Consider the following 25,000-nt stretch of genomic DNA (forward strand, 5'->3'; position numbering starts at 1 on the left):
AGGGGCCGCACGTCGGACCCGGCGTCGGACCCGACGCGAGACCGGGCGCGCACGGGTCTGGAGACCTCGCGCCCCGGCCCCTATCGTGCGGGCGGCCCCGGTGGAGGAGGCTCACGGATGGTGCGGGTTCGCGTCGTGCAGCACAGCGGGCTTCGGCGGCGTGCCCTGTGGCGGCGGGTGCTGTGGGGCGGCGGGGAGGTGCTCGTCACCGTCGGGCTGGTGCTTCTGCTGCTCGTCGTTCATCAGGTGTGGTGGACGAATCGGGAGGCCAGGGAGGGCGCCGGGCGGGAGGTCCGGGCGCTGGAGCGGGCCTGGGACGGGGCGGGCGGCGATTCCCGTACGGCCGAACCGGCGACGACGGCCGCATCGGACTCCGCGTCCGGCCCGGCGTCCGACTCCGCGTCCGATGCCCCGCCCGCGTCCTCCGGCTCCCGGCGACAGTCCGCCACCGCCCCCTCGCCCGACTGGTCCCAGGCCTACGCCATCCTCACCATCCCCCGCCTCCACCTCCGCGTCCCCGTCGCCGAGGGCGTCAGCAGGAGCGGCGTTCTCAACAAGGGCTACGTCGGCCACTACCCCGGCACCCAGCAGCCGGGCCAGGCGGGCAACTTCGCCCTCGCCGGGCACCGCAACACCCACGGTGAGCCCTTCCGGTACATCAACCGGCTCAAGCCCGAGGACACCGTCCGGGTCGAGACGCGGAGCGCGACGTACACGTACGCCGTCGACCAGACCCTGCCGCAGACCGCCGCCCATGACGGCAGCGTCCTCCGGCCGATCCCGCGCTCCACGGTCAGGCCGGCGCACGGCTACACCGAACCCGGCTACTACCTCACGCTCACCACCTGCACGCCCGAGTACACGTCGAAGTACCGGCTGGTGGTGTGGGGCAGGCTCGTCTCCATGCGGCCCAGGTAGCATCAGGGCGAGCGCAGTGCGTGAGGATCGATCGAGCGGTACGAGGGGAGGGGCGCCGATGGTGCGGAGCCGGACGAGTCTGCGTCCCGCCGCAGCGATGGTGCTGCTCTTCCTGGAAGTCGTGCTGCTCGACACCGGCAGCCTCTCCGCGACCGTCGCGCTCGCCGCGACCGCGGCCGCCGGTTCCGCGTTCGCCGTCTGCTCCCTGCTCGTCTCGCGTGCCGCGCCCGCCGTGGCGCCCACCCGGGTGCGTACGGCCATCCGCGACCGGGCCCGCCGTACCGCCTTCCTGCCCCAACGCGACCCCGACGCCTCGGGTCGGCCACGGCCCAGGGCACCCGGGCACGCCCTCCCGGCGACCGTCGCGTAGGGCACACGCAGGAAACAGCCAACAGCTCTCCCGTGTGACCCCGCGCGGGTCGTCATGCCGCCATGCCGATTTCCGGCATTTCCGTCATCGCCCCGGCACGACGAGACCCTCGGAGGGCTCACCCATGTCTGTTTTCGCCGACCTTGTTCAGCGGCTGGCCGATCTGCTCGGCCCCCTGTTCGGCGCCTCCGCGGCCGCCGCCGCGATCGTCCTGTTCACCGCCCTCGTACGGCTGCTCGTGCATCCCCTGTCCCGGGCCGCCGCGCGCGGGCAGAAGGCGCGGGCCGAGCTGCAGCCGAAGATCGCCGAGCTGCGCAAGAAGCACGCGAAGAACCCCGAGCGGCTCCAGAAGGCCGTCATGGAGCTGCACGCCAAGGAGAAGGTGTCGCCGCTGTCCGGGTGTCTGCCCAGCCTGTTCCAGCTGCCCGCGTTCTTCCTCCTCTACCACCTGTTCTCGAACACGACGATCGGCGGGAAGGCGAACGAGCTGCTCTCGCACCAGCTGTTCGCCGCGCCCCTGGGCGACCATTGGGCGGACGCGCTCGGCGGTGGCGGGGCGTTCGGGGGCGCGGGGCTCGTGTACGTCGGGCTGTTCGCGGTCGTCACCTGCGTGGCCGCGTTCAACTACCGCCGTACCAAGCGGATGATGGCCGCGAATCCCGCGATGGCCGCGAATCCGGCGATGGCGGCGGCCGGCGGCGGGGAGGCGGTGCCGGGGATGGGGGCCATGACCAAGTTCATGCCGTTCATGTCCTTCTTCACGCTCTTCACCGTGGCCGTGGTGCCGCTGGCCGCCGCGCTGTACGTCGTCACCAGCACGACGTGGAGTGCGGTGGAGCGGGCGGTGCTCTATCGCTGACCCCTCCGGGACGGGCCCGGGTCACCCGGGCCTACGGTCCAGTACGTGAACCGGGTATTGCGGACTGGCCGTGGACCTTGGAGGATCGACCAGTCCTCCGATGGCTGCACCCGTCGGTGGGCGCCCCGCGATCGAGGGAGATTGTGATCATGAAGCTGCTGCGAGTCGGTACGGCGGGAGCGGAGACGCCCGCGCTGCTCGACGCCGAGGGGGTTCTGCGGGACCTCTCCGGTGTCGTCCCGGACATCGACGGAGCGCTGCTCGCCGACGATACGGCGCTGGGGCGGATCCGTGCGGCCGCGGACGCCGGGGAGCTCCCCGAGCTGGACGCCGACGGGCTGCGCATCGGGCCGCCCCTCGCGCGGATCGGCAAGATCGTGTGCATCGGGCTGAACTACCACGACCACGCCCGCGAGACCGGCGCCGAGCCGCCCGCCGAGCCGGTCATCTTCTTCAAGGCCGCGGACACGGTCGTCGGCCCGAACGACACGGTGCTCGTGCCCCGGCGGTCGGTGAAGACCGACTGGGAGGTCGAGCTCGCGGTCGTCATCGGGCGTACGGCCCGCTATGTGGAGTCGGCCGAGGAGGCGCTCGGGCATGTCGCCGGGTACGCGGTGGCGCACGACGTGTCCGAGCGGGAGTTCCAGATCGAGCGGGGCGGGACCTGGGACAAGGGCAAGAACTGCGAGACGTTCAATCCGCTGGGGCCCTGGCTGGTGACGGCGGACGAGGTGCCGGACCCGCAGAACCTCTCCCTGAAGCTGTGGGTCAACGGGGAGCTGAAGCAGGACGGGACGACGGCGGAGCAGATCTTTCCGGTGGCGGAGGTCGTGCGGTACGTCAGCCAGTTCATGACGCTGTATCCCGGTGACGTGATCAATACGGGTACGCCGGCGGGGGTCGCCCTCGGGCAGCCCGAGCCGAAGCCGTTCCTGCGGGGCGGGGATGTTGTCGAGCTGGAGATCGAGGGGCTCGGTCGGCAGCGGCAGGAATTCAAGGACGCCTGAGGGGTGGGGGCTGCGCGTAGAACGGCGGGTGCCGGTCCGTCGTGGTTTCTCGCGCAGTTCCCCGCGCCCCTAAAAGCCTTTACCGCTGCTTGCTCAGGAACTCCTCCAGCGCCTCCACCACGAACCTGTGGTCCTCCAGCTGCGGCAGCCCGCTCACCGTCACCGACCCGATGACTCCGGCGCCCTCGACGTTGATCGGGAACGAGCCCCCGTGTGCCGCGTAGGTGTCGGGGTCCAAGCGGGAGGAGTCCTCGAACGTCGTGCCCTTGGCACGGCAGCGGGCGCCGACGAGGTAGGAGGCGGCGCCGTAGCGCTCCACCACCCGGCGCTTGCGCGCGATCCAGGCGTCGTTGTCGGGGGTGGAGCCGGGGAGGGCGGCGTGGAAGAGCTGCTGGCCGGCCCGGTGGATGTCGATGGCGACCGGGGCCTGGCGTTCGCGGGCCATGTCGACCAGCAGGGAGCCGAGGGCCCAGGCGTCGTCGAAGGTGAACTGGCGGAAGACCAGGCGGCGTTCCTGGGCCTCCAGTTCCTCCAGGGGCGGGGTGAGCTCCGGGTGGAACTTCGGGGTGATCTCCGGGTTGTGCGTCTTGTGGGTAGTCACAGCGTCACCGCCACTCCGTCACGGGCCGAACGGCGCGCCGCCTCCAGTACGTCCAGGGCGGCTGCCGCCTCCAGGGCCGTGACCGGGTTGGGGCCGCCGTCCAGCAGGGCCTTTGCCACGGCCGCATAGTAGGCGGGGTAGTCGCCGGGGAGGGTGGGTTCGACGCGGCCGCCGCCCGTGAGGGGGGACTCGCCGGAGCCCACTCGGCCCCACAGCGACTCGGGTTCCGTGCCCCAGTCCGCAGTCGTGTCCGGGCGTTGCCCCTCCCGCAGCGCCGCCTCCTGCGGGTCCAGGCCGTACTTGACGTAGCCCGCCTTCGAGCCCAGCACCCGGAAGCGGGGGCCGAGCTGGGCGGTCGTCGCGGAGGCGTACAGGTGGGAGCGGACGCCGCTCGCGTGCGTGAGGGCGATGAAGGTGTCGTCGTCCGTCTCGGCGCCGGGGCGGCGGATGTCGGCCTCGGCGTAGACCTGCGTGACGGCGCCGAAGAGGACCAGCGCCTGGTCGACGACATGGCTGCCGAGGTCGTACAGCAGACCTCCGATCTCTGCCGGGTCGCCGGACTCCCGCCAACCGCCCTTGGTCTGGGGCCGCCAGCGCTCGAAGCGGGACTCGAAGCGCCATACGTCGCCCAGCTCGCCCTCGGCCAGGAGCCGGCGGAGGGTCAGGAAGTCGTTGTCCCAGCGGCGGTTCTGGAACACGGAGAGGAGCAGGCCGCGCTCCTCGGCCAGCGCCGCCAGCTCGCGCGCCTCGGCCGCCGTGCCGGCGATCGGCTTGTCGACGACGACCGGGAGGCCCGCCTTCAGGGCGGCGGTCGCGAGCGGGACGTGCGTCTTGTTGGGGGAGGCGATGACGACCAGGTCGAGGTCGGCGGCGCGGTCGAGCAGCTCGTCGGAGGTGGCGGCGACGCGTACCTCCAGGTGCTCGGTGCGGGCCTGCTCCTGCCGCTCGGGGTTCGACGTGACCACCGTGTCGAGGGTGAGCCCCTCGGTCGTGGCGATCAGCGGGGCGTGGAAGACGGAGCCTGCGAGGCCGTAGCCGACCAGGCCGACGCGGAGGGGAGTAGCACTCATGGCTCCCACTTTCGCAACGCTGTTGCCAAAGTGCAAGCGGCGGGGACAATGGGTGGCGTGAACAGGACGAAGGACGGCAACGCCGGCACGGTCGGTGGTGTGCGTGGTGTGGCCGGCGTGGGTGGTGCGGGCGGCGTGAACCTGGGCGCCCTGCGCAGTCACAACACCGCGCTCGTGCTCGATCTGCTGCGCACGGCCGGCGCCGAGGGCATCAGCCGGCTCGAACTCGCCGAGCGCACCGGCCTGACCCCGCAGGCGGTCAGCAAGATCACCGCCCGGCTGCGGGAGGACGGGCTCGCGGCGGAGGCAGGGCACCGGGCCTCGACGGGGGGCAAGCCCCGTACGGTGCTGCGGCTGGTGCCGGAGGCCGGGCATGCGGTGGGCGTGCATCTGGACCGGGACGAGCTGACGGCCGTGCTCTGCGATCTGACGGGCGCGGTGGTGGCCCTGCGCAGGACGCCGCTGGATCTGGGGGCCGGTGCGGAGACGGTCGTCGAGCGGGTCGTGGGGGAGGTGGGGGAGCTGGTGGCCGGTGGCGGCCAGGGCGGTCGGTCGGAGGCTTCGCCCGGGGACGATCAGGGTGGTCAGGGCGGTCGGCCGCGTGCCGTCCTCGGCGTCGGCGTGGCGCTGCCCGGGCCGCTCGATCATCGGCGCGGTGTGCTGCACCGGGTCACCGGGTTCCCGGAGTGGAACGGCTTCCCGCTGCGGGACGTGCTCGTACGGCGGCTCTCGCTGCCGGTCATCGTCGACAAGGACACCAACGCCGCCGCCCTCGGGCTCGCGGTCGGGGGAGCGGCGGCGTCCGCCATGACCGTGTCCGCCACGACCAAGGCCCTCGCGTCCTTCGCGTATCTGCACTTCGGGGCGGGGCTCGGCGGGGGGCTCGTGATCGGGGGAGCGGTGCATCGGGGGGCCCGTACGGGCGCGGGGGAGTTCGGGCATCAGGTCCTCCAGCTCGACGGCCCGCCCTGCGGGTGCGGCAACCGTGGCTGCGCCGAGGCGCTGTGCCTGGCCGCCGTCGCGCGGGGCGACCTGGCGGAGGCGGCCCGTGTGCTCGGCACCGCGGCCGGCAACCTGGTCGCGCTGCTCGACGTCGACCTGGTCCTGCTGGGCGGTCGTACGGTCGCCGCCGCGCCGGACACCTTCGTACGCGGGGTCGCCGCCGTGCTCGACGAACGCGCCCGGCGCGCGGGCGAGGAAGCGGTGCCGGTGCGGGTCGCCTCCGGCGGGGGGCACGGGGAGGGCGGGGTCGCCGAAGGCGCGGCCCAGCTGCTGCTGGCGCCGCTGTTCGGGCTGACCGGCGTCCGCTGATCGAGCGGACTTGCGCCGCCGTTCGGAATGGCACCGCCCGAAAGCCGTATCCGACCGACATGGTCATGTGTTTATGCGACTGCGTACACCTGTCCCCCTCTGCCTCGCAGCAGCCACCCTGCTCGCCGCGGCGCCCCCGGTGCGCGCGGAGCCCCAGGCCGAGCTGCCCAGCTGCGCCACCCCCGACCGGGACTTCCCCCTCGCCACCCGCCTCCACGGCGGCCCCGACTCCTACACGGCCGGCGGCGGATTCGGCACCTGGTACCTGGACCTCACCAACACGACCGAACGGACCTGCACCGGCATCCACCCCGTGGTCGTCCTCGTCGACGGCAAAAACGCCCTCAAGCCGTCCCAGCCCCGCCTGGAGTTCTACGGCACCCAGGACGGCACCCAGCAAGGCGCCCGCCCCCTCCCGGTCCGCTTCGAGACCACCGACCAGAACGAACTCGTCGGCGCCTTCGACGGCTTCCCCGGCTTCACCGTCGGCCCCCGCAAGACCGTCACCGTGAAGGTCCGGCTCGCCCTCACCTCGGACGCCGTACCGAACGAGGTCATCGCCAACGCGGCCGTCGTCCAGCGCCACGAGGGCGACGGCGACTGGGTCGGCCAGTCCAACGACTACCGCTTCGCCATCGAAGCGGACCCGACCGGCGCGGCGACGACCCCGTCCGGCACGACCGCCCCCACCGACCAGGACGCCTCGGCCGCCCCGGGCATCGACGGCTCCCGCAACCAGCTCACCTTCGCCGACGAACTCGCCCGCACCGGCCTCGCCTCACGCCCCGGCGCCATCCTCGCCGCCACCGTCTCCCTCCTCCTGATCGGCGCCGGGTTCCTCCTCGTGCGGCGGCGCCGCTGAGGCCGGGTCCGTCACCCGGAGGCGCCGCCCGAGCCCCCCGTCCCGTCTGCGACGATCCCTGCGTGGACTACCCGAACGACCAGGCCCCCGGCGCCCCCGTGCGCCACGGCATCCCCGAGCACGGCCGTATCCCGAAGTACTACGCGGTGAAGGCGAGGCTCGACGGCCTCATCGGCGAGCTGGGGGAGGGCGACCCGCTGCCCACCGAACGCGACCTCTCCGAGAGGTACGAGGTGGCCCGCGAGACCGTCCGGCAGGCGATCCGCGAGCTGGTGCTGGAGGGCAAGCTGCGGCGGCAGGGGCGGGGCACGGTCGTCGCCGGGCCCAAGCTCGAACAGCCCCTCTCGCTCGCCAGCTACACCGAGGGCGTACGGCGCCAGGGACGCACCCCCGGCCGTGGCCTCGTCACCCTGGACCGCTTCCCCTGCCCGGCCGCCCTCGCCGCCGAGACCGGCCTCGAACGCGGCGAACCCGTCTGGCACCTGGAGCGCGTCCTGCTCGCCGACGACGAGCGGGTCGGCCTGGAGAGCACCTACGTCGCCGTGGCCCGAGTGCCGCGCCTCGACGCCGACTTCGATCCCGACTCCTCCTTCTACGCCTTCCTCCACGGGCAGGGCATCGCCTTCGGCGACGCGGACGAGCGCATCGAGACCGTGCTGGCCACCCCGCGCGAGGCCCTCCTCATCGGCACTCCGCCCGCCCTTCCGATGCTGCTGATCCACCGGGTGTCGAGGGACTCGGAGGGCCGGCCGCTGGAGCGGGTGCGGTCCCTCTACCGCGGCGACCGGTTCTCCTTCACCACGCATCTCAGCGGCTGAAAAGTCAGCGAATGCACCTATTTCACATCGTCACGGTTATCACGAAAAGATAACGGGTCTAGCCCAAACGTGATGGCCAGTTCACGCTCTCGTTGTGAGCCGGACCCCTCCGGTTCCCCAATCCCGAGGAGCGTGGCCGTCGTGAGAGTGACAGTCGTCGGAGCCGGCGTGGTGGGCACCATGCACGCCTGGCAAGCAGTGGAACGCGGCCATGAGGTCGTACAGATCGAGCGCGAGGCGGAGGCTCGCGGCGCCTCGTTGCGCAACTTCGGCCAGATCTGGGTGAGCGGACGCGCGGGCGGCGAGGAGCTGGACACCGCCCTGCGGGCGCGGGAGCTGTGGGAGGAGATCGGGGCCCGCGTGCCGGGCCTCGGCTTCCGGCCGAACGGCTCCCTGACCCCCGTCCGCGGCGACCTCGAACTCGCCGTCGCCGAGGCCGCCGTGGCCCGCGCGGACGCCTCGGCCCGCGGCCACAAGCTGCTCACCGCCGACGAGGCGCGCGCCCTGAACCCCGCCCTGCGCGGCGAGTTCACCGCGGCCCTGCACTGCGAGCGCGACGCGGCCGTCGAGCCGCGTACCGCCCAACTCGCCCTGCGCGCCGAGCTGTTGAAGTCCCCCAACTACACCTTCCGGCCCGGCCGGGAGGTCCGCGAGGTCATCGGCCGCGGTGCCGTCCGCGACGACCACGGGGACGTGCACAGCGGCGACGTCGTCGTCCTGTGCACGGGCGCCTCGCTCGGCGGCCTGGTCCGTGAGCTGGCCGGACCCGACCTCCCCGTGCGCCGCGTCCGCCTCCAGATGATGCAGACCGACCCGCTCGGCGAGCCGCTCACCACCTCGGTCGCCGACGCGGACAGCTTCCGCTACTACCCGGCGTACGCCTCCGCCGCACTCGACCGGCTCAACGCCGGTCAGCCGCAGGCCGAGACCGCCGCGGCCCACCGAATGCAGCTGCTCATGGTCCAGCGCGCCGACGGCGGGCTGACCATCGGCGACACCCACGAGTACGAGCACCCCTTCGCCTTCGACACCGTCGAGGACCCCTACGACCACCTCACCGAGGTCGTCGAGTCCCTCCTCGGCCGCCCGCTGCCGAAGATCCGGCGCCGCTGGGCGGGGGTGTACGCGCAGTGCACCGACCCGGGGCGGGTCGTGCACCGGCAGCAGGTGCGCGACGGGGTGTGGCTGGTCACCGGGCCCGGCGGGCGCGGCATGACCTGCTCGCCCGCGATAGCCGAGACCACCGCGAACGAACTGGGTTGGTGAGGAAAATGACGCTCAATCAGCCGCTCCATCAGGAGATACGGCTGGTCGTGCTCGACATGGCCGGCACGACCGTGGCCGACGGCGGCCTCGTCGAGCGGGCCTTCGCCGCGGCCGCCGCGGAACTGGGTGTCGAGCCCGGCAGTCCCGACCACGACGACAAGCTCGCCTACGTACGCGCCACCATGGGCGAGTCCAAGATCTCCGTCTTCCGGCACCTGTTCGGGGACGAGGAGCGGGCACAGCGCGCCAACGGCGCCTTCGAGAAGGCGTACGCCGAACTCGTCGACGGCGGGCTCGTCGCACCGATCCCCGGCGCTCGCGAGACCATCGAGGAACTCCGGGCCGATGGTCGCACCGTCGTCCTGACCACCGGCTTCGCCCGGGTCACCCAGGACGCCATCCTGGCCGCGCTCGGCTGGCAGGACCTGGTCCCCCTCACCCTGTGCCCCGCCGACGCCGGGGGCCGGGGGCGGCCGTACCCGGACATGGTCCTCACCGCGTTCCTGCGGACGAAGGCCGTCGACGCCGTCCGCCAGGTGGCCGTCGTCGGCGACACCTCGTACGACATGCTCAGCGGGGTCCGCGCGGGCGCGGGCGTCGTCGCGGGCGTCCTGACCGGCGCGCACGACGCGGACGCGCTGCGGGCGGCCGGGGCGAGCCATGTCCTCGGCTCCGTCGCGGAGTTGCCCGGAGTGCTGACATGAACGGCGGCATCCGCTTCGACTCCGTCACCGTCGCCTACGACGGCAACGTCGTCCTCGACTCCCTCGACCTCACCGTTGAGCCCGGCGAGGTCATGGCGCTGCTCGGGCCGTCCGGCTCCGGCAAGACCACCGCGCTGCGGGCGGTCGCCGGGTTCGTACGGCCCGCCTCCGGGCGGGTGTTCCTCGGCGACAGGGACGTGACGGACCTGCCGCCGTACCGGCGGGGCATCGGGATGGTCGTCCAGCAGTACGCCCTGTTCCCGCACATGCGGGTCGAGGAGAACGTCGCCTTCGGACTGAAGGCACAGCGGGGAAGGGCCAAGGTCCCCAAGGCCGAGATCCGCACCCGGGTCGCCGAGGCCCTGGAGATGACCGGCATGGCCGCCTACGCCCGCCGCCACCCGCGCGAGCTGTCCGGTGGCCAGCAGCAGCGCGTCGCCATCGCCCGCGCACTCGCCATCCGCCCCGGCGTCCTCCTCCTCGACGAACCCCTCTCCGCCCTCGACGCCCGCCTGCGCTCCGGCATGCTCGCCGAACTGGCCCGTCTGCACCGTGAGTTGCCCGACGTGACGATCCTGTACGTCACCCACGACCAGGTCGAGGCGCTCACCCTCGCCGACCGGATCGCGGTGATGGACAGGGCCCGCCTCCAGGCGTGCGGCACCCCGCGGGAGCTGTACCGGGCGCCGGCGAACGAGTTCACGGCGTCCTTCGTCGGGAACGCCAACCTGCTGCCGGTGACCGTGGGTTCGGGCGGGGTGGCCTTCGGGGACGGCGAACTCAAGGTCGAGACGGCCGGAGCGGCACCGGGCGCGAAGGCGACCCTGTGCGTACGGCCCCACCTCGTCGGCCTCGGCGACGGGCCCAACCGACTCGCGGGCAGGGTGGGCGAGATCCAGTGGCGGGGGGCCACCCATCGGCTCTACGTCGACGTGGACGGCGGCCACCGCGTCATGGCGGACGTACGCGAGCTGAAGGACCCGCCCACGCACGGGGATTCCGTCACGCTGCACTTCGCACCGGAGGACGCGACGCTGCTGCCCGCAGGAGTCACCGATGCATAGGCGGCTGCTGTGGACGGTGCCCCCCGTCGCCGTCCTGACCCTTCTCTTCCTCTACCCCCTCGCCCTCGTCGTCCAGCAGTCCGTCCAGCCCGACACCGGCGGCACCTCCCTCCAGCCGTACGCCGACGTCTTCGCCTCGGAGGCCTTCCGGCACGCTCTGTGGACCACCGTCTGGCTGGCGCTCGCCTCCACCGTCGGCTGTCTGGTTCTCGGGTTCGCGCTCTCGCTGGTCATCGCCTTCGTGCCGTTTCCCGGGGCGAAGGCGGTCGCCCGGTTCATCGACGTCTATCTCTCCTTCCCGTCCTTCCTCATCACCCTCGCCCTGCTGTTCATCTACGGCACGACCGGCATCATCGGTTCCTTCCAGTTCCTCACCACCCCCTGGGGCGTGCTCCTCGCCGAGATCACCTACTTCACGCCCTTCGTCATACGCCCCCTGCTCGCCGCCTTCGCCCAGCTCGACACCGCCCAGCTGGAGGCGGCCGGTTCGCTCGGCGCGCGCCCGCTGCGCATCGTCCGCCGGGTGATCCTCCCCGAGGCGGTGCCCGCCCTCGCCGCGGGCGGCAGCCTCGTACTGGTGCTGTGCCTCAACGAGTTCGGGATCGTCCTGTTCACCGGCGCGAAAGGCGTCACGACCCTGCCGATGCTCGTCTACAGCAAGGCGATCCTGGAGTCCGACTACCCGGGCGCCTGCGTGGTCGCCGTCGTCAACGTCTCGATCTCCGTGGGCCTCTACGGCCTCTACCGGGTGGTGAGCCTCCGTGCTGGTGCATAGCCGCGGGGCCAAGGGGGCCGTATGGCTGCTGTTCCTCGTCCTCTTCCTGCCCCTGTTCGCCCTGCCGCTCCTCGTCGTCCTCGGCGCCTCCTTCGCCACCAACTGGTCGAGCGTGCTGCCGTCCGGCTTCACGACCGGGCACTACAGCGCCGCCACCCGCGGTGAGGCCCTCCAGGCCCTCACCACCAGCCTCCTCACGGCCGCCGCCGCGAGCCTGCTCGCCCTGATCGCCGGGACGTGGGCGGCGCTCGCGGCGGCCGGGCTGAAGCGGCGGTACCGCAGGGTGCTGGACGCGCTCTTCGTCCTCCCGGTCGCCGTGCCCTCCGTGGTCGTCGGCCTCGCGATCCTGGTCGCCTTCTCCAAGCCGCCGTTCCTGCTCAACGGCACCCGCGAGATCGTGATCCTCGCCCACACCGTCCTGGTCACCGCCTTCGCCCACCAGTCCGTGTCCGCCGCCCTCGCCCGCCTCGACCCGGCGTACGAACAGGCCGCGGCCTCCCTCGGCGCCCGGCCCGCGTATGTCCTGTGGCGGGTCAGGCTCCCGCTCCTCCTGCCGTCGCTCACCGCCGCCGCCGGCCTCTGCTTCGCCCTGTCCATGGGCGAGTTGAGCGCCACGATGATGCTCTACCCGCCCGACTGGACCCCGCTCCCCGTCCTGATCTACGCGGCCACCGACCGCGGCTCCCTCTTCACCGGCTCCGCCCTCGCGGTGGTCCTGATGGCGGCGACCCTGCTCGCGCTGTTCGCCGTCTCGCGTGTGCGCACCCGCGCCTCGTACCGCTGATCCCGTAAGCCCGAGCCCGCTCGCAAAACCCTCAACGCGCAAGGAGTTCACCCCGCCATGCCCAGAAACAGCCTCAAGCTCGCGGTCGCCCTCTCCCTCCTCGCCACCCCCCTCCTGTCCGCCTGCGGCGGCAGCTCCGCCGCCTCCGACGAGAAGGTCGTCACCGTCTACAGCGCGGACGGCCTCAAGGGGGAGAAGGGCGACGGCTGGTACGACCGCGTCTTCAAGGACTTCGAGAAGCAGACCGGCATCAAGGTCGAGTACGTCGAGGGCGGCTCCGGCGAGATGGTGCAGCGCGCCGCCCGGGAGAAGCCCAACCCGCAGGCCGACGTACTCGTCACGCTCCCGCCCTTCATCCAGCAGGCCGACGGCAAGGGCCTGCTCCAGAAGTACGCCCCGAAGGGCTCCGACCAGGTCAGCGGCGCCGACAAGGCGGCCGACGGCACCTGGACCTCGGTCGTCAACAACTACTTCGGGTTCATCCACAACAAGAAGGAGCTGAAGCAGCCGCCCACGACATGGGAGGACCTGCTGGACGGGACGTACAAGAACAAGCTCCAGTACTCCACCCCGGGCGTAGCCGGCGACGGAACCGCCGTCCTCATCAAGGCGATGCACGACTTCGGCGGCGAGAAGCCCGCCATGGAGTACCTCGGCAGGCTCCAGGCCAACAACGTCGGCCCGTCCGCCTCCACCGGCAAGCTCGCCCCCAAGGTCGACAAGGGCGAACTCCTCGTCGCCAACGGCGATGTCCAGATGAACTACGCCCAGTCCAAGTCCATGCCGAACCTCGGCATCTGGTTCCCGGCGCGGGACGGCGGCAATCCCACCACCTTCGCCCTCCCCTACGCCGCCGGGCTCGTCACCGACGCCCCGCACACCGAGAACGGCAAGAAGCTCCTCGACTTCATGCTGAGCCGGGCCGCCCAGCTGCAGGTCAGCGAGATCGGCGGCGGCTTCAGCGCCCGCCAGGACGTCAAGACCACCGACGCCAACGCCATCGCCCTCGCGACGATCATGGAGGGCGTCGAGATCTTCGAGCCCGACTGGGACGACATCGACAAGAACCTGACGACGTACGTCGAGGCCTGGAAGTCGGCCACCGGCAGCTGACGCCGACCGCCCTTCTCCCACCCTTCCATCGAGCAACGCCCGCGCGCCTTCCCCGCGCAACGCCCCAGGGCACCACAACCGGGGGCGCTTGCCGTGCCCGCGCCCACTTGTCTCAGGAGGATCACGTGAGTTCACCGCTCTCCCGACGTACCGTCCTCACCGCCACCGCGGCGACCGCCACCACCGTGGCACTCGGCGCCTCCGCCGCCTCCCAGGCCCACGCCGTCCCCACGCTCCCGAACGGCACCAGCAAGGACAAGGTGCTCGTCGTCGGCATGGACGGCCTGCGGCACGACCGCATCGACGCGGCCAACGCCCCGCATCTGAAGGCCATGATGAGCGAGGGCACGTACGGCACGTCGCTGCTCTACGCGAGCCCGATGGCCGCCACTTCGTCAGGACCCGGCTGGTCCACCATCTCCACCGGCGTCTGGCCCGACAAGCACGGCGTGAAGGACAACACCTTCGCCGGCAAGAAGTACGACCAGTACCCCGGCCTCCTCGCCCGCCTCGCCCGGATCCGGCCCGCGCTGTCCACCTACGCGGCCGTCGACTGGAAGCCCCTGGACACCCAGGGCACCGTCACCCCGGGCGCGGACGCCAAGCTGGTCCTGGACGGCGACCGAGACGGATACACGGGCCATGACGCCACCATCGCCGCCGAGACCGAGGCGATCATCCGCGACCAGAACCCGGACGTCCTGTTCGTTTACCTCGGCCAGTCCGACATCGTCGGCCACAACCAGGGCGCGGGCAGCCAGGCCTACCTCGACCAGATCGCCGTCCAGGACGCCTACCTCGGCCGGCTGCGCGCCGCGATCAAGGCCCGGCCCGACCACGCCTCCGAGCGCTGGACGGTCATCGTCGTCACCGACCACGGCCACCTGGACGCGGGCGGCCACGGGGGTTCGTCGATCGAGGAGCGGCGCACCTTCGTCCTCGCCACCGGGCCCGGCATCGCCGCGGGCGCGCGGCCCGTCGACACCCGCCTCGTCGACGTCGTACCGACCGTCTTCCAGCAGCTCGGCATCACCGTCGACCCCGCCTGGGGCCTGGACGGCAAGCCCCTCCAGGAGCGCTCCACCGACCCCTTCGACGCCCTACGGCCCACCCTGATCGCGCGGGTCGACGAGACCGGCATCCCGGCGGGCGTGCTGGGCTTCACGCACACCCCGCCCAGCGGCTGGTCGGTGATCAACAACGCCATGGGCACCGGCGGCATGACCGAGTGGCGGGGCTGGGCCTTCGCCACCGACGAGTTCTGGTCCCGCACCCAACGAGACCAGTGGCGTGAGCTCAACGTCCGCGCGCGCGGCGTCTTCGCGGTCGCCGACTCCGACGAGTGGGCGGACAAGACCTTCTCCGGCACGTACGACTCGACCCTGGTCAGCCCCGCATACGACGTCACCGGGAAGACCAGGGTGCGGCTCGACTTCACGACCCTCTACCGGCAGGAGGGCTCCCAGAGCGCCCAGATCCTTGCGTCCTTCAACGGCGGTACGCCCACCGTCGTCAGGAGCTACACCTCAGACGTCGTCTCGCAGCCGCAGTCCGTTTCCGTCGACGTCCCCTCCGGGGCCTCCACTGTGAGCTTCCGGTTCCGCTACACCGGGTCCAACAACTGGTACTGGGTGATCGACGGGGTCAGGATCAGCCAGTCCTGATTACGCTGGGGGCGTCGGCACGCCGTGGTTCCGGCGCCCCCGCTCATCCCGTATGCAGTACGCAGGCCAGGAGAGTCACAGCAACATGGCAGACCGCAAGCCCATCGAGTCCTGGCTCACCGACATGGACGGTGTGCTCATCCACGAGGGCGTACCGATTCCCGGAGCCGACGCCTTCATCAAGAAGCTGCGCGATTCCGGCAAGCCCTTCCTCGTCCTCACCAACAACTCGATCTACACCCCGCGTGACCTGCACGCCCGGCTGAACCGCATGGGCCTGGAAGTGCCGATCGAGAACATCTGGACCTCGGCGCTGGCCACCGCCCAGTTCCTCGGCGACCAGCGCCCGAGCGGCTCGGCGTACGTCATCGGCGAGGCCGGCCTGACCACCGCGCTGCACGACATCGGCTACATCCTCACCGACCACGACCCGGACTACGTCGTGCTCGGCGAGACCCGCACCTACTCCTTCGAGGCCATGACCAAGGCGGTCCGGCTCATCAACGCCGGGGCTCGCTTCATCTGCACCAACCCCGACGAGACGGGTCCGTCCACCGAGGGCCCGCTGCCCGCGACCGGCGCCGTCGCCGCGCTGATCACCAAGGCGACCGGCAAGCAGCCGTACTTCGCGGGCAAGCCGAACCCGCTGATGATGCGGACCGGCCTGAACGCGATCGGCGCCCACTCCGAGAGCAGCGCCATGATCGGCGACCGCATGGACACCGACGTGCTGGCCGGCATCGAGGCCGGGATGCAGACGTTCCTGGTGCTCACCGGCCTGACCCGGCCCGAGCAGATCGAGAACTTCCCGTACCGGCCGTCCAAGGTCGTGGACTCCATCGCGGACCTCGTCGACCGAATCTGAAACCCCGATCCGCTGTGCCCGACAGCGGCTCCGCCGGGTGGCCGTACGGCCGCAACACGACCCGTACGGAGCAGTACGGGCCCCGCTGAGGATGCGTGGCCCGTACTCCGGGGGGAGCCTCCAGGTAACTGGAGGTTCAGATGGGATCACTGCGGGTCACTCTCTGTGCGATCGCCGCTCTGGGTGCGGTGGCCGTCCTCCCGGCGGCCCACGCGTCGGACGGAGCGGCGGACGGGGGTGTCTCGTTCAGTCCGTCGTCCCCGCACCCCGGCAGCGACATCGCGCTGCGGGTGAGCGGCTGCCCGAAGAAGACCGCGACGGCCGTTTCCCCGGCGTTCGTCGCCGACGCCCGTCTCACGGTCGGCGCCGACGGCACGCTCGTCGGCGAGAGCCGCGTCCGCTCCACGCTGAAGGCGGGGACGTACGACGTGAAGATCGCCTGCGGGGACGCGCCGGGCAAGGGCGCCGTCACCGTCGTACGGCAGGAGGCGGCGAACCGGTCCGGACAGCAGGGCGCGGAGCCGTCGGCCCCCGCCTCTCCCGTGGCCCCGGTCCGGGCGGGCGGCGGGGGCACCGCACAACTCGCCGTCGTGGACGCCCGCGCGGCCGGCCCCGGCACGGCGCACACGGTGACCGGACTGATCCTCGCGGGCGTCGCCGCCACGGCCGTGGCGCTCAGGAGCGCGCGCCGGAGCCGACAGCAGCGCGAGGCGTTCACCCGGGAGGCGGGTGGGCCGCGGTGACCGGCCCCCGGCGCCCTCGGCCGCGAGGCGGGCCGTGCTGACCATGCCGGACGACGAACGTTCCTCCCACGGCGGCCGCCTCCTGATGGGCGTGGCCTGGGCCGTGCTGCTGCTCGGACTGTGGCTGTGGGGGCGGGAGGTCACCGAGGTGAGGGAGACCGTGTCCGCGCCGGTCTCGGGCGATGTCGCCGCGGTCGGACGGCCCCAGCAGGTGCGGCTGCCGGCCGCCGCCCTGCCGATGGGGGACGCGTTGCCGCAGCGCCTCGACATCCCCGCGCTCGACGTGCAGGCACCGGTCATCGCCCGGGGGCTCGATCCGCGCGGTGCCATCGATCCGCCGCCCTACGACCGGGCCGGCGTCGTCGGCTGGTACGCGGCCGGGGTGAAGCCGGGTGCCGTTGGGGCCGCGCTGATCGTGGGGCACGTCGACACCGACACCCGGCCCGCCGTCTTCCACCGGATCAGCGCGCTGAAGCCGGGCGCGACGGTGCGGGTGCTCCGCGACGACGGCAGGGTCGCCGAGTTCACCGTGGACGATGTGCGCCTCGTGACCCGCGACCGCTTCGACGCCCACCAGGCCTACGGAGCCCGCCACACCGGCCGCGCCGAACTCCGCCTGATCACCTGCGGCGGCACCTTCGACCGCACGACCCGCAGCTACACGGCCAACGTGATCGTGTCGGCGTACCTCACGGGCACGGGGTGGTGACGTCGCAGCGCTGCCATGCCGCCTCACCTGGCCCGGCCGACGACCGCTCCCCCGAAGCCGCCGACCGGGCTGGTCCTCCACCGCGCGCGCACGGGTTGCGGGAGTAACCCGGCGACCGGCGCGGGAGGTCTGGTGTGACCAGTGGGGATTGTCCGACCGAGGGCTGGGGCCGTCCGTTGAAGACTCTAGAACGGATGGCCGCCCCGGCCTAGAGGTTCAGATGGCGAGGGCCGCTCGGCCCGGAGAACGGGTCGGCTAGGAACGTCCCTCGTCTTCCCCGCGTCCCGCCTCCCGGCGCAGCTCGGCGTCGTCCGCGACCCGGTCGATGACCGCCTGCGCGACCAGGTCCAGCGGCAGCTGACGGCGGCGCGCGTACTGGCGCAGCGCCACGAAGGCGTGGTCGGCCGGGGTGTTCCAGCGCTCGGCGAGCATGCCCTTGGCCTGCTCGATGCGCACCCGGCTGGACAGCGCCTGCTGCAACTGACCGGCGAGGGTGCGGCATTGGACGTACGTGTCACGGTTCCGCAGCCCGAGAGCCGTGCAGTCGGCGATGAGCTGGGCCAGCCGCAGCTCTGCCCCGTCGTCGGAAGCAGCCTCGCCGGACGAGGCGGCCTCGTCCGGAAGCGTGGCCAGGAAGACGTTGAGCGTCCCCAGCAGCCGCTCGTGACGGCGCACCGGCACCGCGAAGGTGCCGACGATGCCGTGGGCCAGCGCCCGCTCCGTGAACTCCGGCCAGCGGGCGGCAGCCCGGGCCGTCCCGATCGGGACCGGCGGCACCGGACGGCCGGTGCCGTAGCTGTCCAGGCAGGGCCCGCCGCTCCGCTGGGCCTGCAGCAGATCGAGCGCGACCTCCCGGTGTGCGCCGCTCGCCGCCAGCGAATGCGTCCCGTCCTCGTCGATCAGCATGAATCCGGCGGCCCGCGCGGCCAGTAACCGCACACAGTGGTCGGCGACGCGAGGTAAGTAGTGCGCGGCCTCGAAGTCGTCGACGAGGGTGTCCGCCGACTCCACCAACGCCTCCGCCAGCCGTATCTCCCGGGTGGACCGGTGCATGACACACCCTCCCCTTCCCCTGTCTCCCCTGTGGACCGCGCCTTATGGACGCGCAACCTACTCCGCTCGTCCGAGCAGTGCCGGGGAGCCGTACCGCCGGCTGTAACAGCTCTCCGACAAGGATCGGCGACCTCGTTCGTCTCACGGCGGGTATGTCAGGATTGAGCCTTGGAACAGTGCACCCAAAGGGGAGTTGGATGTACCTGATGAGGGGGGCCTCGAGGGGCGCTCGTACACGGACCTTTGCGGTGGTGCTGGGGGCGGCACTGCTGGTCGCGGGCTGTACGTCCTCGGGGGACGGCGAGGAGCCGGAGAACGGCGCCGGGATCAGTCAGCAGCCCAAGGGCACCGACCCGTTCTGGGTGAACCCGGACGGGAACGCGGCGCAGCAGGTCGTGACCTACCAGAAGGCAGGCAAGAAGGAGGACGCCGAGCAGATCCGCAAGATAGCCGAGCAGCCGACGGGCGAGTGGATCAGCCCGGAGAGTCCGGAGGACCAGGCACGCGGCTTCACCGAGGCCGCCGACAAGGCGGGCCGCACGGCGCTGCTCGTCCTCTACAACATCCCGCACCGCGACTGCGGCCAGTTCTCGGAGGGCGGCGCCGCGGACGGCAACGCCTACCGGGCGTTCGTCGACAGCGTCGCCAAGGGCATCGGCGACCGTGAGGCGACGGTGATCCTGGAGCCGGACGCGGTGCTGCACATGGTCGACAACTGCACGGCCCCGGAGTACCACGAGGAGCGCTACGACCTCCTGAGCGGCGCCGTCGCCAAGCTCAAGTCCCTGAAGAACACCAAGGTGTACCTGGATGCGGGCAACGCCGGCTGGGGCCACCCGGACCAGATCTTCGACCCGCTGAAGCGGGCGGGCATCGACCAGGCCGACGGGTTCTCGGTCAATGTCTCCAACTTCTACACCACCGAGGACTCGATCACGTACGGCAAGGAGCTCTCCGCCAAGGTGGGCGACAAGCCCTTCGTGATCGACACCAGCCGCAACGGCAACGGCCCCTACACCGGGGGGAACCCGGACGAGCGCTGGTGCAACCCGCCGGGCCGCGCGCTGGGCGAGACCCCGACGACGAAGACGACGGACCCGCTGGTCGAGGCGTATGTGTGGGTCAAGCGCCCGGGCGAGTCGGACGGCGAGTGCAAGGGCGGGCCCAAGGCGGGGGAGTGGTGGGCGGACTACGCCCTGAACTTGGCGAAGGCCAGCAAGTAGGCCGTACAACACCTTGGGGGCGTCCTCCGGTACGGAGGACGCCCCCAAGGCATGTGCTGCTGTGCCCGCTCGCTAAGGAACCCTGACCCACTGCGCCTTGCTCGGCGTCCCCTGATCATCCGTCACGAACAGCATGTACCACCCCGACGGCACCAGATTCCGATTGGCCGGCACACTCACCGTGATCTTGTCACCGGCCTTCTTGAAGTCCAGTTTCACCGACCGCTGATCCACGTCCGTGACATGGGTCGACGCGCTCGGCCGGATCAGCCGCACGTTCTCGATGGACGACGCGTGCTGCGAGCTGAACGTGCCCGTCCCGCCCCGCTTGATGGTCTGCGGCCCGCCCGACAGCGACGGCTGCGCGTCCCGGTAGAGATACGGCGGCGTGTAGATCTCGATCCGCTGCTCGAACTTGCCCGGCTTGGTGTTGGCCTTGTCGGCGTAGAGCGAGTCCGAGCCGAAGAACATCACGCGGCCGTCGGGCAGCAGGATCGACCCCGAGTGGTAGTTGCGGCCCACCAGCGGGTCGGCGACCCGGTCGAGGGAGCCCGTGACCGCGTTGTAGAGGTGCGCCTGGAGGATGTTGGAGTCGCCGCGGCCCCGGTAGTCCTCGGAACCGCCCGACACCAGCACGGTGTCGTCCGGCAGCACCGACGCCTGCGGATAGCGCGTGCCCTTCTCCAGCGACGGCCCGTCCACGAACTTCGGGTCGTCGTCCTTCAGATCGATGAGCCGCGTCTTCTCGCTGGACTCCTTGGACTCACCGACGCCGCCGCCGCCGATCACCATGTACTTCTCGTTCTGCGCCGGCGGCAGCAGCACGGTGCCCGCGGTCTCCATCAGCTTGGGATCGCTCAGCCCGGGCAGCTTGGTGAACTTGTTGGTGGCGACGTCCCAGATGCCCGGGTCGCGGCCCACGTTGTCGGGGCCGTAGCCCGCGTTCGCACCCGAGTAGAAGACCTTGCCGTTCTCCAGCGGGAACAGCGCCGGGTACGTCGGGAACTGCCGCTCCTTCGCCGTGTACGTCCACTTCTTGGTCTTCGGGTCGTACAGCTCGTTCTTGCCCGGCACCAACTGGCCGATGTCGTCGAGGCCGGAGACGCTGAGGATCTTTCCGTTGCCCAGAGTGGTGAGCGTCGGGTACCAGCGAGCCTCCTTCATCGGGTCGACCTTGATGTACTTCTCGGCGACCGGGTCGAACTCGTAGGCATCCCGGATGCCCTGGAAGTCCTTCTTGTCGAGCGCGAGCTTCTGCGCGATGCCGTACGTGTTGCGCGCGTCGGCGCCGGTCAGTCCCTGGATGCGGTAGTTGTCCTGGGTGCCGGTCTCGTACGCTTCGCCCTTCTTCTGTGCCTCGACATAGATCCGGCCGAGGCCGGGGTCGTTGCGCAGGAACTTGCCCGTCGCCTTGTCGAAGACCTTCTTCGCGCGCGGAACCAGCACCGGGTCCTTGGAGACGAACGTCTTGCCGTTCTCCTTGCCGGTGAACTTGGTGCCCGCGGGCAGCGTGATCGGCTCGTCCGGGTTCTCGTTGTGGACGATCATCAGGCCGCCGGCCTTGGTGACGTCACCCTTCAGCTTCTCGTAGCGCTTCGTACCGCCCGCGATCAGCAGATTGCCGCTGGCCAGCTGGGTGTGGCCGGTGCAGAACAGGTCGTTCGGCGTCGGCACCTTCTTGATCGTGCCCTTGACCGGGTCCCAGATCCGGGTGTCGTACTTCTTCGCGTCGAAGTTGTCCTGATTGTTGCCCGAGCCCGCGATCAGCAGCACCTTGCCGGTGTGCAGGAGCGCCGCGTGGATGGTGTTCTGGCGGTACTCCTCGGGGAAGTCGACGACCTCCCACTTGCCGTTCTCGGCTTTGTACTCGGGTCTGTTGATTTGGTACTGGTGGTATTTCTCGGTGCCGACGCGGTACAGCCACGGCCCGTTCATTCCGGCCAGCGCGAGTACCACCGCCGTACCTATCGCGAGTCGACGGGCGCGGCGGCGGCCTGCACGGTCGTTCATTCCTTACGTCCCCCAAGTCCACCAAGGGCGATCTGCATGGTCTGGTCGTTGCCTCCGGTGCCGCCGCTGTTCGACGCGGCCCAACTCGGCTTGTGCTGGCCGTGGGGCGCGTGCTGTGCGGCGTGCGTGGGCAGCGGCTGCGGCTGGTACGGGACCGAGGTCGGGCCCGTCGTCACCGCTGCCTCCTGCGGCCCGGTCTGCGCAGGCACCGTAGCGGACGGCCGCTTCTTGTCCTGCCGCAGCATGTAGCGCCAGGCGAAGATCGGCGTCGCCGTGATCAGCATGGCGAAGGTCGCCCAGATGATCATCGCGGGGTGCGCGTGCCCGTACACGAAGCCGGCGGCGATCGACGCACCGAAGATCGCGATGAAGTACCAGTGGTACCGGAAGGTCCCGAACCACCGGTCGGGGCTGGCCGAGTCACCCTTGGGCGTCACCACGAACTTGCTCTTGCGCCGCAGCATGGAGTCGAACAGCGCCTTCGCGTAGAGCGGCGCCGACAGCGCGGACATCACCATGCCGGCCACACCGCCGGAGCCCTCCGGCTCATGCGGCGAGACGTTGTGGCGGCGGTTCCAGACGTAGAGGCCGATCTGGAGCGCGGAGGCGTTGCCGTAGAGCATCAGCCAGATCGTCGGGTCGATGTTCACACCCGAGGCGCCCAGGCCCAGGAACAGCGCACAGCTCAGCGCGGCCAGGATCCAGTTGAGGGCGGACATCGGGTAGAAGATGATCATCATCGTGTAGTTGAAGAGCTTGCTCGGCGGAAGCGAGTACCAGCCCTTCCAGTACTGCTTGAGGATCGTCTCGTACGTCCCTCGCGACCAGCGCATCTGCTGGGTGAAGAAGTCGGTCCAGGCGCTCGGCCCCTCACCCACCGCGAGCACGTCCGGCGTGTACACGGAGCGCCACTTCTTCCCCGTAGCCGGGTTCTTGTGGCGGTGGATCTCGAAGCCGGTCGCCATGTCCTCGGTGATCGAGTCGTACAGACCGCCGATCTGCTTGAGCGCCTTGATGCGTACGGCGTTCGACGTACCCACGAACATCGGGGAGCCGTACTTGTTGCCCGCCCGCTGGATCAGGGCGTGGAAGAGGAACTGCTGCGACTCGGCGGCCTTGGTGACGAAGTTGTCGTAGTTGCCGTAGACCTGCGGGCCGATGACGAAGCCGATGTTCGGGTCGCGGAAGAAGCCGAGCATCCGCTCCAGGTAGTTCGGCAGCGGTACATGGTCGGTGTCGACCGAGGCGAAGAAGTCGTAGTCGTCGCCGTGCGCGTCGAGCCAGGCGTTGTAGTTGCCGTGCTTGGTCTTGGCGCGGTGCGGGCCCTTGGCCTGGTTCCACTTGGCGACGCCCTTGCGGGAGAAGTGGTGCACGCCGAGCCGGGCGCACACCTCCTTGACCTCCGGGTCGTCGCCCTCGTCGAGCAGCCAGACGTGCAGCAGGCCCCGGTGGCGCAGCTTGACGGCCGCCTCCAGGGTCTTGGTCACCATCTCCAGCGGCTCCTTGCCGGGCACGAAGGAGGTGAGGAAGGCCACTCTTGTGCCGGTCTCCGGCACCACCGGGATCGGGTCGCGGGCGACCAGCGTGGCGTGCGCGTTGGACAGCACGTTCATGCAGCGGAAGAACTCGATCAGACCGATCGAGACCAGCATGACTATGTCGAGGGCCGGCAGGAAGTCGAAGGCGGGATAGTCCCGTTCGGTCCAGTGCTCGGGCTGGAGCAGCCAGAACAGCAGGACGAGCGAGAGCACCGGGGCGGCGGCGAGCATCAGCGCGACGCGGATCCGGTGCGGCTCCTGCGAGATCAGAGAGCGGTACTCGACCCGGTACGGCTTGTTCGGGTCGGGCTGGGTGAGGGGACCGGCCAGCCGGCTGTAGTGCTCGTAGTCGTACTTCGGCAGCGTCTTCTTGATCCGGCGGAAGGCCCCGGTCCGGGTTTGCGATGGCACCCTGAGCTGGGTTGTCTGAGACGGGTCGAAGTTCTGCCGGGCGCCCGTCGGCGTCGACGTCATGAGTCATCCCCCCACACGCAGGTCAACCGCGTGTCTGTCGGTTCCTTACGACTGTGTCGATCCCCCTCGACCTTCACAGGCGTATCAGTGGTGGGCCGCAGTCACCACATCTTCCACACCTTAGACATGGAAACGCGACCTTCCGGTTGCATCATGCCCCCCTCGGCATGCGGTCATGAACGGGGCCCCCTACTCCCCGCAAAAACCGGCAACCGGCTCCTTGCCCCCCAACTGCCGCGAATCCGCAGCATCTTGAAAAACCAATCACCAGGCTCCACGCCGTTCCACATGATCGCAAGATGCGAAACGAGGTGTTTACCGGTCATACGCGCTCATTGTGGCACCTGTGGGGGTCTTGTGTACCCGTTGTGGACACGCGGGCGCGGATGTTGCCGAAGTGCTCGCTTATCGCCCCCTCCGCCCGTATCGCATCGCCCGACCGCACCGCGTCCACGATCTCCCGGTGCTGTCGGCAGGTGACCAGGGGATCCTGCGGCGCGCCGCCGAGATCGATGTGGACGCGGTGGAAGGCGTCCCAGAACGCCTCCATCACCTCGCCCAGCAGCGCGTTGTCCAGCCCTCGGTAGAGAGTGGCGTGAAACGCCCGGTCGGTCTCGGCGATGCCGTCGCCGCCGCGCGCCGCCTGCCCTTCCATACGGTCGACGAGCGCGTCCAGTTCAACGAGGTCCGCCTCCGGAATCCGCCCCGCGAGCCGCGACACCAGCCCCGTCTCGATCGCCTCACGCAGCTGCAGCAGCTGGAGCAGGGTGTCCTCGCCGCGGTAGTGCCCGGCGACCGTGCGGAAGGTGAGGCCCTCGATCATCGGAGCCAGCGACATCGTGCCGACGTAGGTCCCGAACCCGTGCCGGATCTCCACGATGCCCATCGCCTGGAGCCCCTTGAGCGCCTCGCGCACGGAGTTCCGGCTGGCCCCCAGATGCTCCATCAGCTCGGGCTCGGTCGGCAGCGGGGCCCCGGAGGCCAGCCGCCGGTCGATGATGAGCTTCTTGATCCGCTCCTGAAGGTCACGCGCTGCCATGGGCCAGAGAGTATCCGGCCAAACACGCCGGAAGCCCCTCGCTTGCACGAGGGGCTTCCGGACTGTGTGCGCCGCCAGGGACTCGAACCCCGGACCCGCTGATGCTGTGTTCCCCGGGGGATAACCCCCGGACCCCCAGCCGCCGCTGCGGCATCGTGGA

At 70.7% G+C, this 25,000-nt stretch carries 24 protein-coding genes; 18 read left to right on the plus strand and 6 right to left on the minus strand.

All coding sequences use genetic code 11. The features are described 5' to 3' along the window. Nucleotides 1-117: 117 nt before the first annotated feature. The 4 genes from BLU79_RS25335 to BLU79_RS25350 all read left to right on the plus strand — a co-directional run bounded on the left by BLU79_RS25335 (nucleotide 118) and on the right by BLU79_RS25350 (nucleotide 3,154). Entirely contained in the window at nucleotides 118-918 is an 801-nt protein-coding gene (locus BLU79_RS25335; RefSeq protein ID WP_093908198.1) for a class E sortase, read from the plus strand. A gap of 58 nt (nucleotides 919-976) precedes the next feature. Then, nucleotides 977-1,288 carry a DUF6412 domain-containing protein gene (locus BLU79_RS25340; RefSeq protein WP_093908199.1) on the plus strand — a complete coding sequence of 104 codons (312 nt, stop codon included), beginning with the start codon at nucleotides 977-979 and terminating at the stop codon, nucleotides 1,286-1,288. Nucleotides 1,289-1,412: 124 nt separating this feature from the next. Then, entirely contained in the window at nucleotides 1,413-2,147 is a 735-nt protein-coding gene (locus BLU79_RS25345) for a YidC/Oxa1 family membrane protein insertase (protein WP_093908200.1), read from the plus strand. A gap of 149 nt (nucleotides 2,148-2,296) precedes the next feature. After that, nucleotides 2,297-3,154, plus strand: a complete 858-nt coding sequence (locus BLU79_RS25350) for a fumarylacetoacetate hydrolase family protein (protein ID WP_093908465.1) — start codon at nucleotides 2,297-2,299, stop codon at nucleotides 3,152-3,154. A gap of 79 nt (nucleotides 3,155-3,233) precedes the next feature. Here the strand turns inward: BLU79_RS25350 and BLU79_RS25355 are convergent, their stop codons facing one another. Continuing rightward, nucleotides 3,234-3,755 carry a heme-degrading domain-containing protein gene (locus tag BLU79_RS25355; protein WP_093908201.1) on the minus strand — a complete coding sequence of 174 codons (522 nt, stop codon included), beginning with the start codon at nucleotides 3,753-3,755 and terminating at the stop codon, nucleotides 3,234-3,236. Further along, nucleotides 3,752-4,825, minus strand: coding sequence for a Gfo/Idh/MocA family protein (locus BLU79_RS25360; RefSeq protein ID WP_093908202.1), 1,074 nt, complete (start codon nucleotides 4,823-4,825; stop codon nucleotides 3,752-3,754). Before BLU79_RS25360 ends, BLU79_RS25355 begins: the two co-directional genes overlap by 4 nt. 48 nt (nucleotides 4,826-4,873) lie before the next feature. On the opposite strand from BLU79_RS25360, the gene BLU79_RS25365 reads away from it, so the two are divergent. From BLU79_RS25365 to BLU79_RS25425, 13 genes are all read left to right on the plus strand, one after another. Next, nucleotides 4,874-6,136 (plus strand): ROK family transcriptional regulator, encoded by a 1,263-nt coding sequence (locus BLU79_RS25365; RefSeq protein ID WP_256333460.1) that lies wholly within the window; start codon nucleotides 4,874-4,876, stop codon nucleotides 6,134-6,136. Nucleotides 6,137-6,203: 67 nt separating this feature from the next. Then, entirely contained in the window at nucleotides 6,204-6,998 is a 795-nt protein-coding gene (locus tag BLU79_RS25370) for a hypothetical protein (protein WP_093908203.1), read from the plus strand. A 62-nt stretch (nucleotides 6,999-7,060) separates the two neighbouring features. Then, entirely contained in the window at nucleotides 7,061-7,816 is a 756-nt protein-coding gene (locus BLU79_RS25375; protein WP_093908204.1) for a GntR family transcriptional regulator, read from the plus strand. 141 nt (nucleotides 7,817-7,957) lie between these two features. Further along, entirely contained in the window at nucleotides 7,958-9,082 is a 1,125-nt protein-coding gene (locus tag BLU79_RS25380; RefSeq protein WP_093908467.1) for a TIGR03364 family FAD-dependent oxidoreductase, read from the plus strand. A gap of 5 nt (nucleotides 9,083-9,087) precedes the next feature. After that, entirely contained in the window at nucleotides 9,088-9,786 is a 699-nt protein-coding gene (locus tag BLU79_RS25385; protein WP_093908205.1) for a phosphonatase-like hydrolase, read from the plus strand. Continuing rightward, nucleotides 9,783-10,850 carry an ABC transporter ATP-binding protein gene (locus BLU79_RS25390; RefSeq protein ID WP_093908206.1) on the plus strand — a complete coding sequence of 356 codons (1,068 nt, stop codon included), beginning with the start codon at nucleotides 9,783-9,785 and terminating at the stop codon, nucleotides 10,848-10,850. Before BLU79_RS25385 ends, BLU79_RS25390 begins: the two co-directional genes overlap by 4 nt. Beyond that, nucleotides 10,843-11,625, plus strand: coding sequence for a 2-aminoethylphosphonate ABC transporter permease subunit (locus BLU79_RS25395; RefSeq protein ID WP_093908207.1), 783 nt, complete (start codon nucleotides 10,843-10,845; stop codon nucleotides 11,623-11,625). Before BLU79_RS25390 ends, BLU79_RS25395 begins: the two co-directional genes overlap by 8 nt. Next, nucleotides 11,612-12,409: an ABC transporter permease gene (locus BLU79_RS25400; protein WP_093908208.1), complete on the plus strand. Its 798-nt coding sequence runs from the start codon at nucleotides 11,612-11,614 to the stop codon at nucleotides 12,407-12,409. The genes BLU79_RS25395 and BLU79_RS25400 overlap by 14 nt, the downstream gene beginning before the upstream one ends. 57 nt (nucleotides 12,410-12,466) lie before the next feature. Further along, on the plus strand, nucleotides 12,467-13,522 hold the full coding sequence (locus BLU79_RS25405) for a 2-aminoethylphosphonate ABC transporter substrate-binding protein (RefSeq protein ID WP_093908209.1): 1,056 nt from the start codon (nucleotides 12,467-12,469) through the stop codon (nucleotides 13,520-13,522). Between the two features lie 125 nt (nucleotides 13,523-13,647). Further along, the gene (locus BLU79_RS25410) at nucleotides 13,648-15,186 is read left to right on the plus strand and encodes an alkaline phosphatase family protein (RefSeq protein ID WP_093908210.1); all 1,539 of its coding nucleotides are present in this window, start codon (nucleotides 13,648-13,650) and stop codon (nucleotides 15,184-15,186) included. A gap of 85 nt (nucleotides 15,187-15,271) precedes the next feature. Further along, nucleotides 15,272-16,051: an HAD-IIA family hydrolase gene (locus tag BLU79_RS25415; protein ID WP_093908211.1), complete on the plus strand. Its 780-nt coding sequence runs from the start codon at nucleotides 15,272-15,274 to the stop codon at nucleotides 16,049-16,051. A gap of 140 nt (nucleotides 16,052-16,191) precedes the next feature. Then, nucleotides 16,192-16,794, plus strand: coding sequence for a hypothetical protein (locus BLU79_RS25420; RefSeq protein ID WP_093908212.1), 603 nt, complete (start codon nucleotides 16,192-16,194; stop codon nucleotides 16,792-16,794). 43 nt (nucleotides 16,795-16,837) lie between these two features. Next, a complete protein-coding gene (locus BLU79_RS25425; protein WP_093908468.1) occupies nucleotides 16,838-17,503 on the plus strand; it encodes a class F sortase in 666 nt (221 codons plus the stop codon). A gap of 255 nt (nucleotides 17,504-17,758) precedes the next feature. Here the strand turns inward: BLU79_RS25425 and BLU79_RS25430 are convergent, their stop codons facing one another. Beyond that, complete coding sequence (locus tag BLU79_RS25430) at nucleotides 17,759-18,556, minus strand: GAF and ANTAR domain-containing protein (RefSeq protein ID WP_093908213.1); 798 nt, start codon at nucleotides 18,554-18,556, stop codon at nucleotides 17,759-17,761. A 197-nt stretch (nucleotides 18,557-18,753) separates the two neighbouring features. Here BLU79_RS25430 and BLU79_RS25435 point away from each other — a divergent pair, with 197 nt between their 5' ends. After that, nucleotides 18,754-19,779 carry a glycoside hydrolase family 6 protein gene (locus BLU79_RS25435; protein WP_177001171.1) on the plus strand — a complete coding sequence of 342 codons (1,026 nt, stop codon included), beginning with the start codon at nucleotides 18,754-18,756 and terminating at the stop codon, nucleotides 19,777-19,779. A gap of 72 nt (nucleotides 19,780-19,851) precedes the next feature. Here BLU79_RS25435 and BLU79_RS25440 read toward each other — a convergent pair whose 3' ends face one another. The 3 genes from BLU79_RS25440 to BLU79_RS25450 all read right to left on the minus strand — a co-directional run bounded on the left by BLU79_RS25440 (nucleotide 19,852) and on the right by BLU79_RS25450 (nucleotide 24,840). Further along, a complete protein-coding gene (locus tag BLU79_RS25440; RefSeq protein WP_093908214.1) occupies nucleotides 19,852-21,789 on the minus strand; it encodes a radical copper oxidase GlxA in 1,938 nt (645 codons plus the stop codon). Then, a complete protein-coding gene (locus BLU79_RS25445; RefSeq protein WP_093908215.1) occupies nucleotides 21,786-23,801 on the minus strand; it encodes a glycosyltransferase family 2 protein in 2,016 nt (671 codons plus the stop codon). Before BLU79_RS25445 ends, BLU79_RS25440 begins: the two co-directional genes overlap by 4 nt. Before the next feature lie 322 nt (nucleotides 23,802-24,123). Next, on the minus strand, nucleotides 24,124-24,840 hold the full coding sequence (locus BLU79_RS25450; protein WP_093908216.1) for a FadR/GntR family transcriptional regulator: 717 nt from the start codon (nucleotides 24,838-24,840) through the stop codon (nucleotides 24,124-24,126). Between the last annotated feature and the right edge of the window lie 160 nt (nucleotides 24,841-25,000).

Origin of the sequence: Streptomyces sp. cf386, assembly GCF_900103585.1 — a bacterium.
Lineage (GTDB): Bacteria > Actinomycetota > Actinomycetes > Streptomycetales > Streptomycetaceae > Streptomyces.

Coding starts and splice junctions, on each gene's coding strand:
- BLU79_RS25440 (WP_093908214.1), bottom strand. CDS start 21,789: ATGAACGACCGTGCAGGCCGCCGCCGCGCCCGTCGACTCGCGATAGGT.
- BLU79_RS25345 (WP_093908200.1), top strand. CDS start 1,413: ATGTCTGTTTTCGCCGACCTTGTTCAGCGGCTGGCCGATCTGCTCGGC.
- BLU79_RS25390 (WP_093908206.1), top strand. CDS start 9,783: ATGAACGGCGGCATCCGCTTCGACTCCGTCACCGTCGCCTACGACGGC.
- BLU79_RS25385 (WP_093908205.1), top strand. CDS start 9,088: ATGACGCTCAATCAGCCGCTCCATCAGGAGATACGGCTGGTCGTGCTC.
- BLU79_RS25335 (WP_093908198.1), top strand. CDS start 118: ATGGTGCGGGTTCGCGTCGTGCAGCACAGCGGGCTTCGGCGGCGTGCC.
- BLU79_RS25445 (WP_093908215.1), bottom strand. CDS start 23,801: ATGACGTCGACGCCGACGGGCGCCCGGCAGAACTTCGACCCGTCTCAG.
- BLU79_RS25360 (WP_093908202.1), bottom strand. CDS start 4,825: ATGAGTGCTACTCCCCTCCGCGTCGGCCTGGTCGGCTACGGCCTCGCA.
- BLU79_RS25430 (WP_093908213.1), bottom strand. CDS start 18,556: ATGCACCGGTCCACCCGGGAGATACGGCTGGCGGAGGCGTTGGTGGAG.
- BLU79_RS25450 (WP_093908216.1), bottom strand. CDS start 24,840: ATGGCAGCGCGTGACCTTCAGGAGCGGATCAAGAAGCTCATCATCGAC.
- BLU79_RS25365 (WP_256333460.1), top strand. CDS start 4,874: ATGGGTGGCGTGAACAGGACGAAGGACGGCAACGCCGGCACGGTCGGT.
- BLU79_RS25425 (WP_093908468.1), top strand. CDS start 16,838: ATGCCGGACGACGAACGTTCCTCCCACGGCGGCCGCCTCCTGATGGGC.
- BLU79_RS25420 (WP_093908212.1), top strand. CDS start 16,192: ATGGGATCACTGCGGGTCACTCTCTGTGCGATCGCCGCTCTGGGTGCG.
- BLU79_RS25340 (WP_093908199.1), top strand. CDS start 977: ATGGTGCGGAGCCGGACGAGTCTGCGTCCCGCCGCAGCGATGGTGCTG.
- BLU79_RS25350 (WP_093908465.1), top strand. CDS start 2,297: ATGAAGCTGCTGCGAGTCGGTACGGCGGGAGCGGAGACGCCCGCGCTG.
- BLU79_RS25395 (WP_093908207.1), top strand. CDS start 10,843: ATGCATAGGCGGCTGCTGTGGACGGTGCCCCCCGTCGCCGTCCTGACC.
- BLU79_RS25415 (WP_093908211.1), top strand. CDS start 15,272: ATGGCAGACCGCAAGCCCATCGAGTCCTGGCTCACCGACATGGACGGT.
- BLU79_RS25405 (WP_093908209.1), top strand. CDS start 12,467: ATGCCCAGAAACAGCCTCAAGCTCGCGGTCGCCCTCTCCCTCCTCGCC.
- BLU79_RS25435 (WP_177001171.1), top strand. CDS start 18,754: ATGTACCTGATGAGGGGGGCCTCGAGGGGCGCTCGTACACGGACCTTT.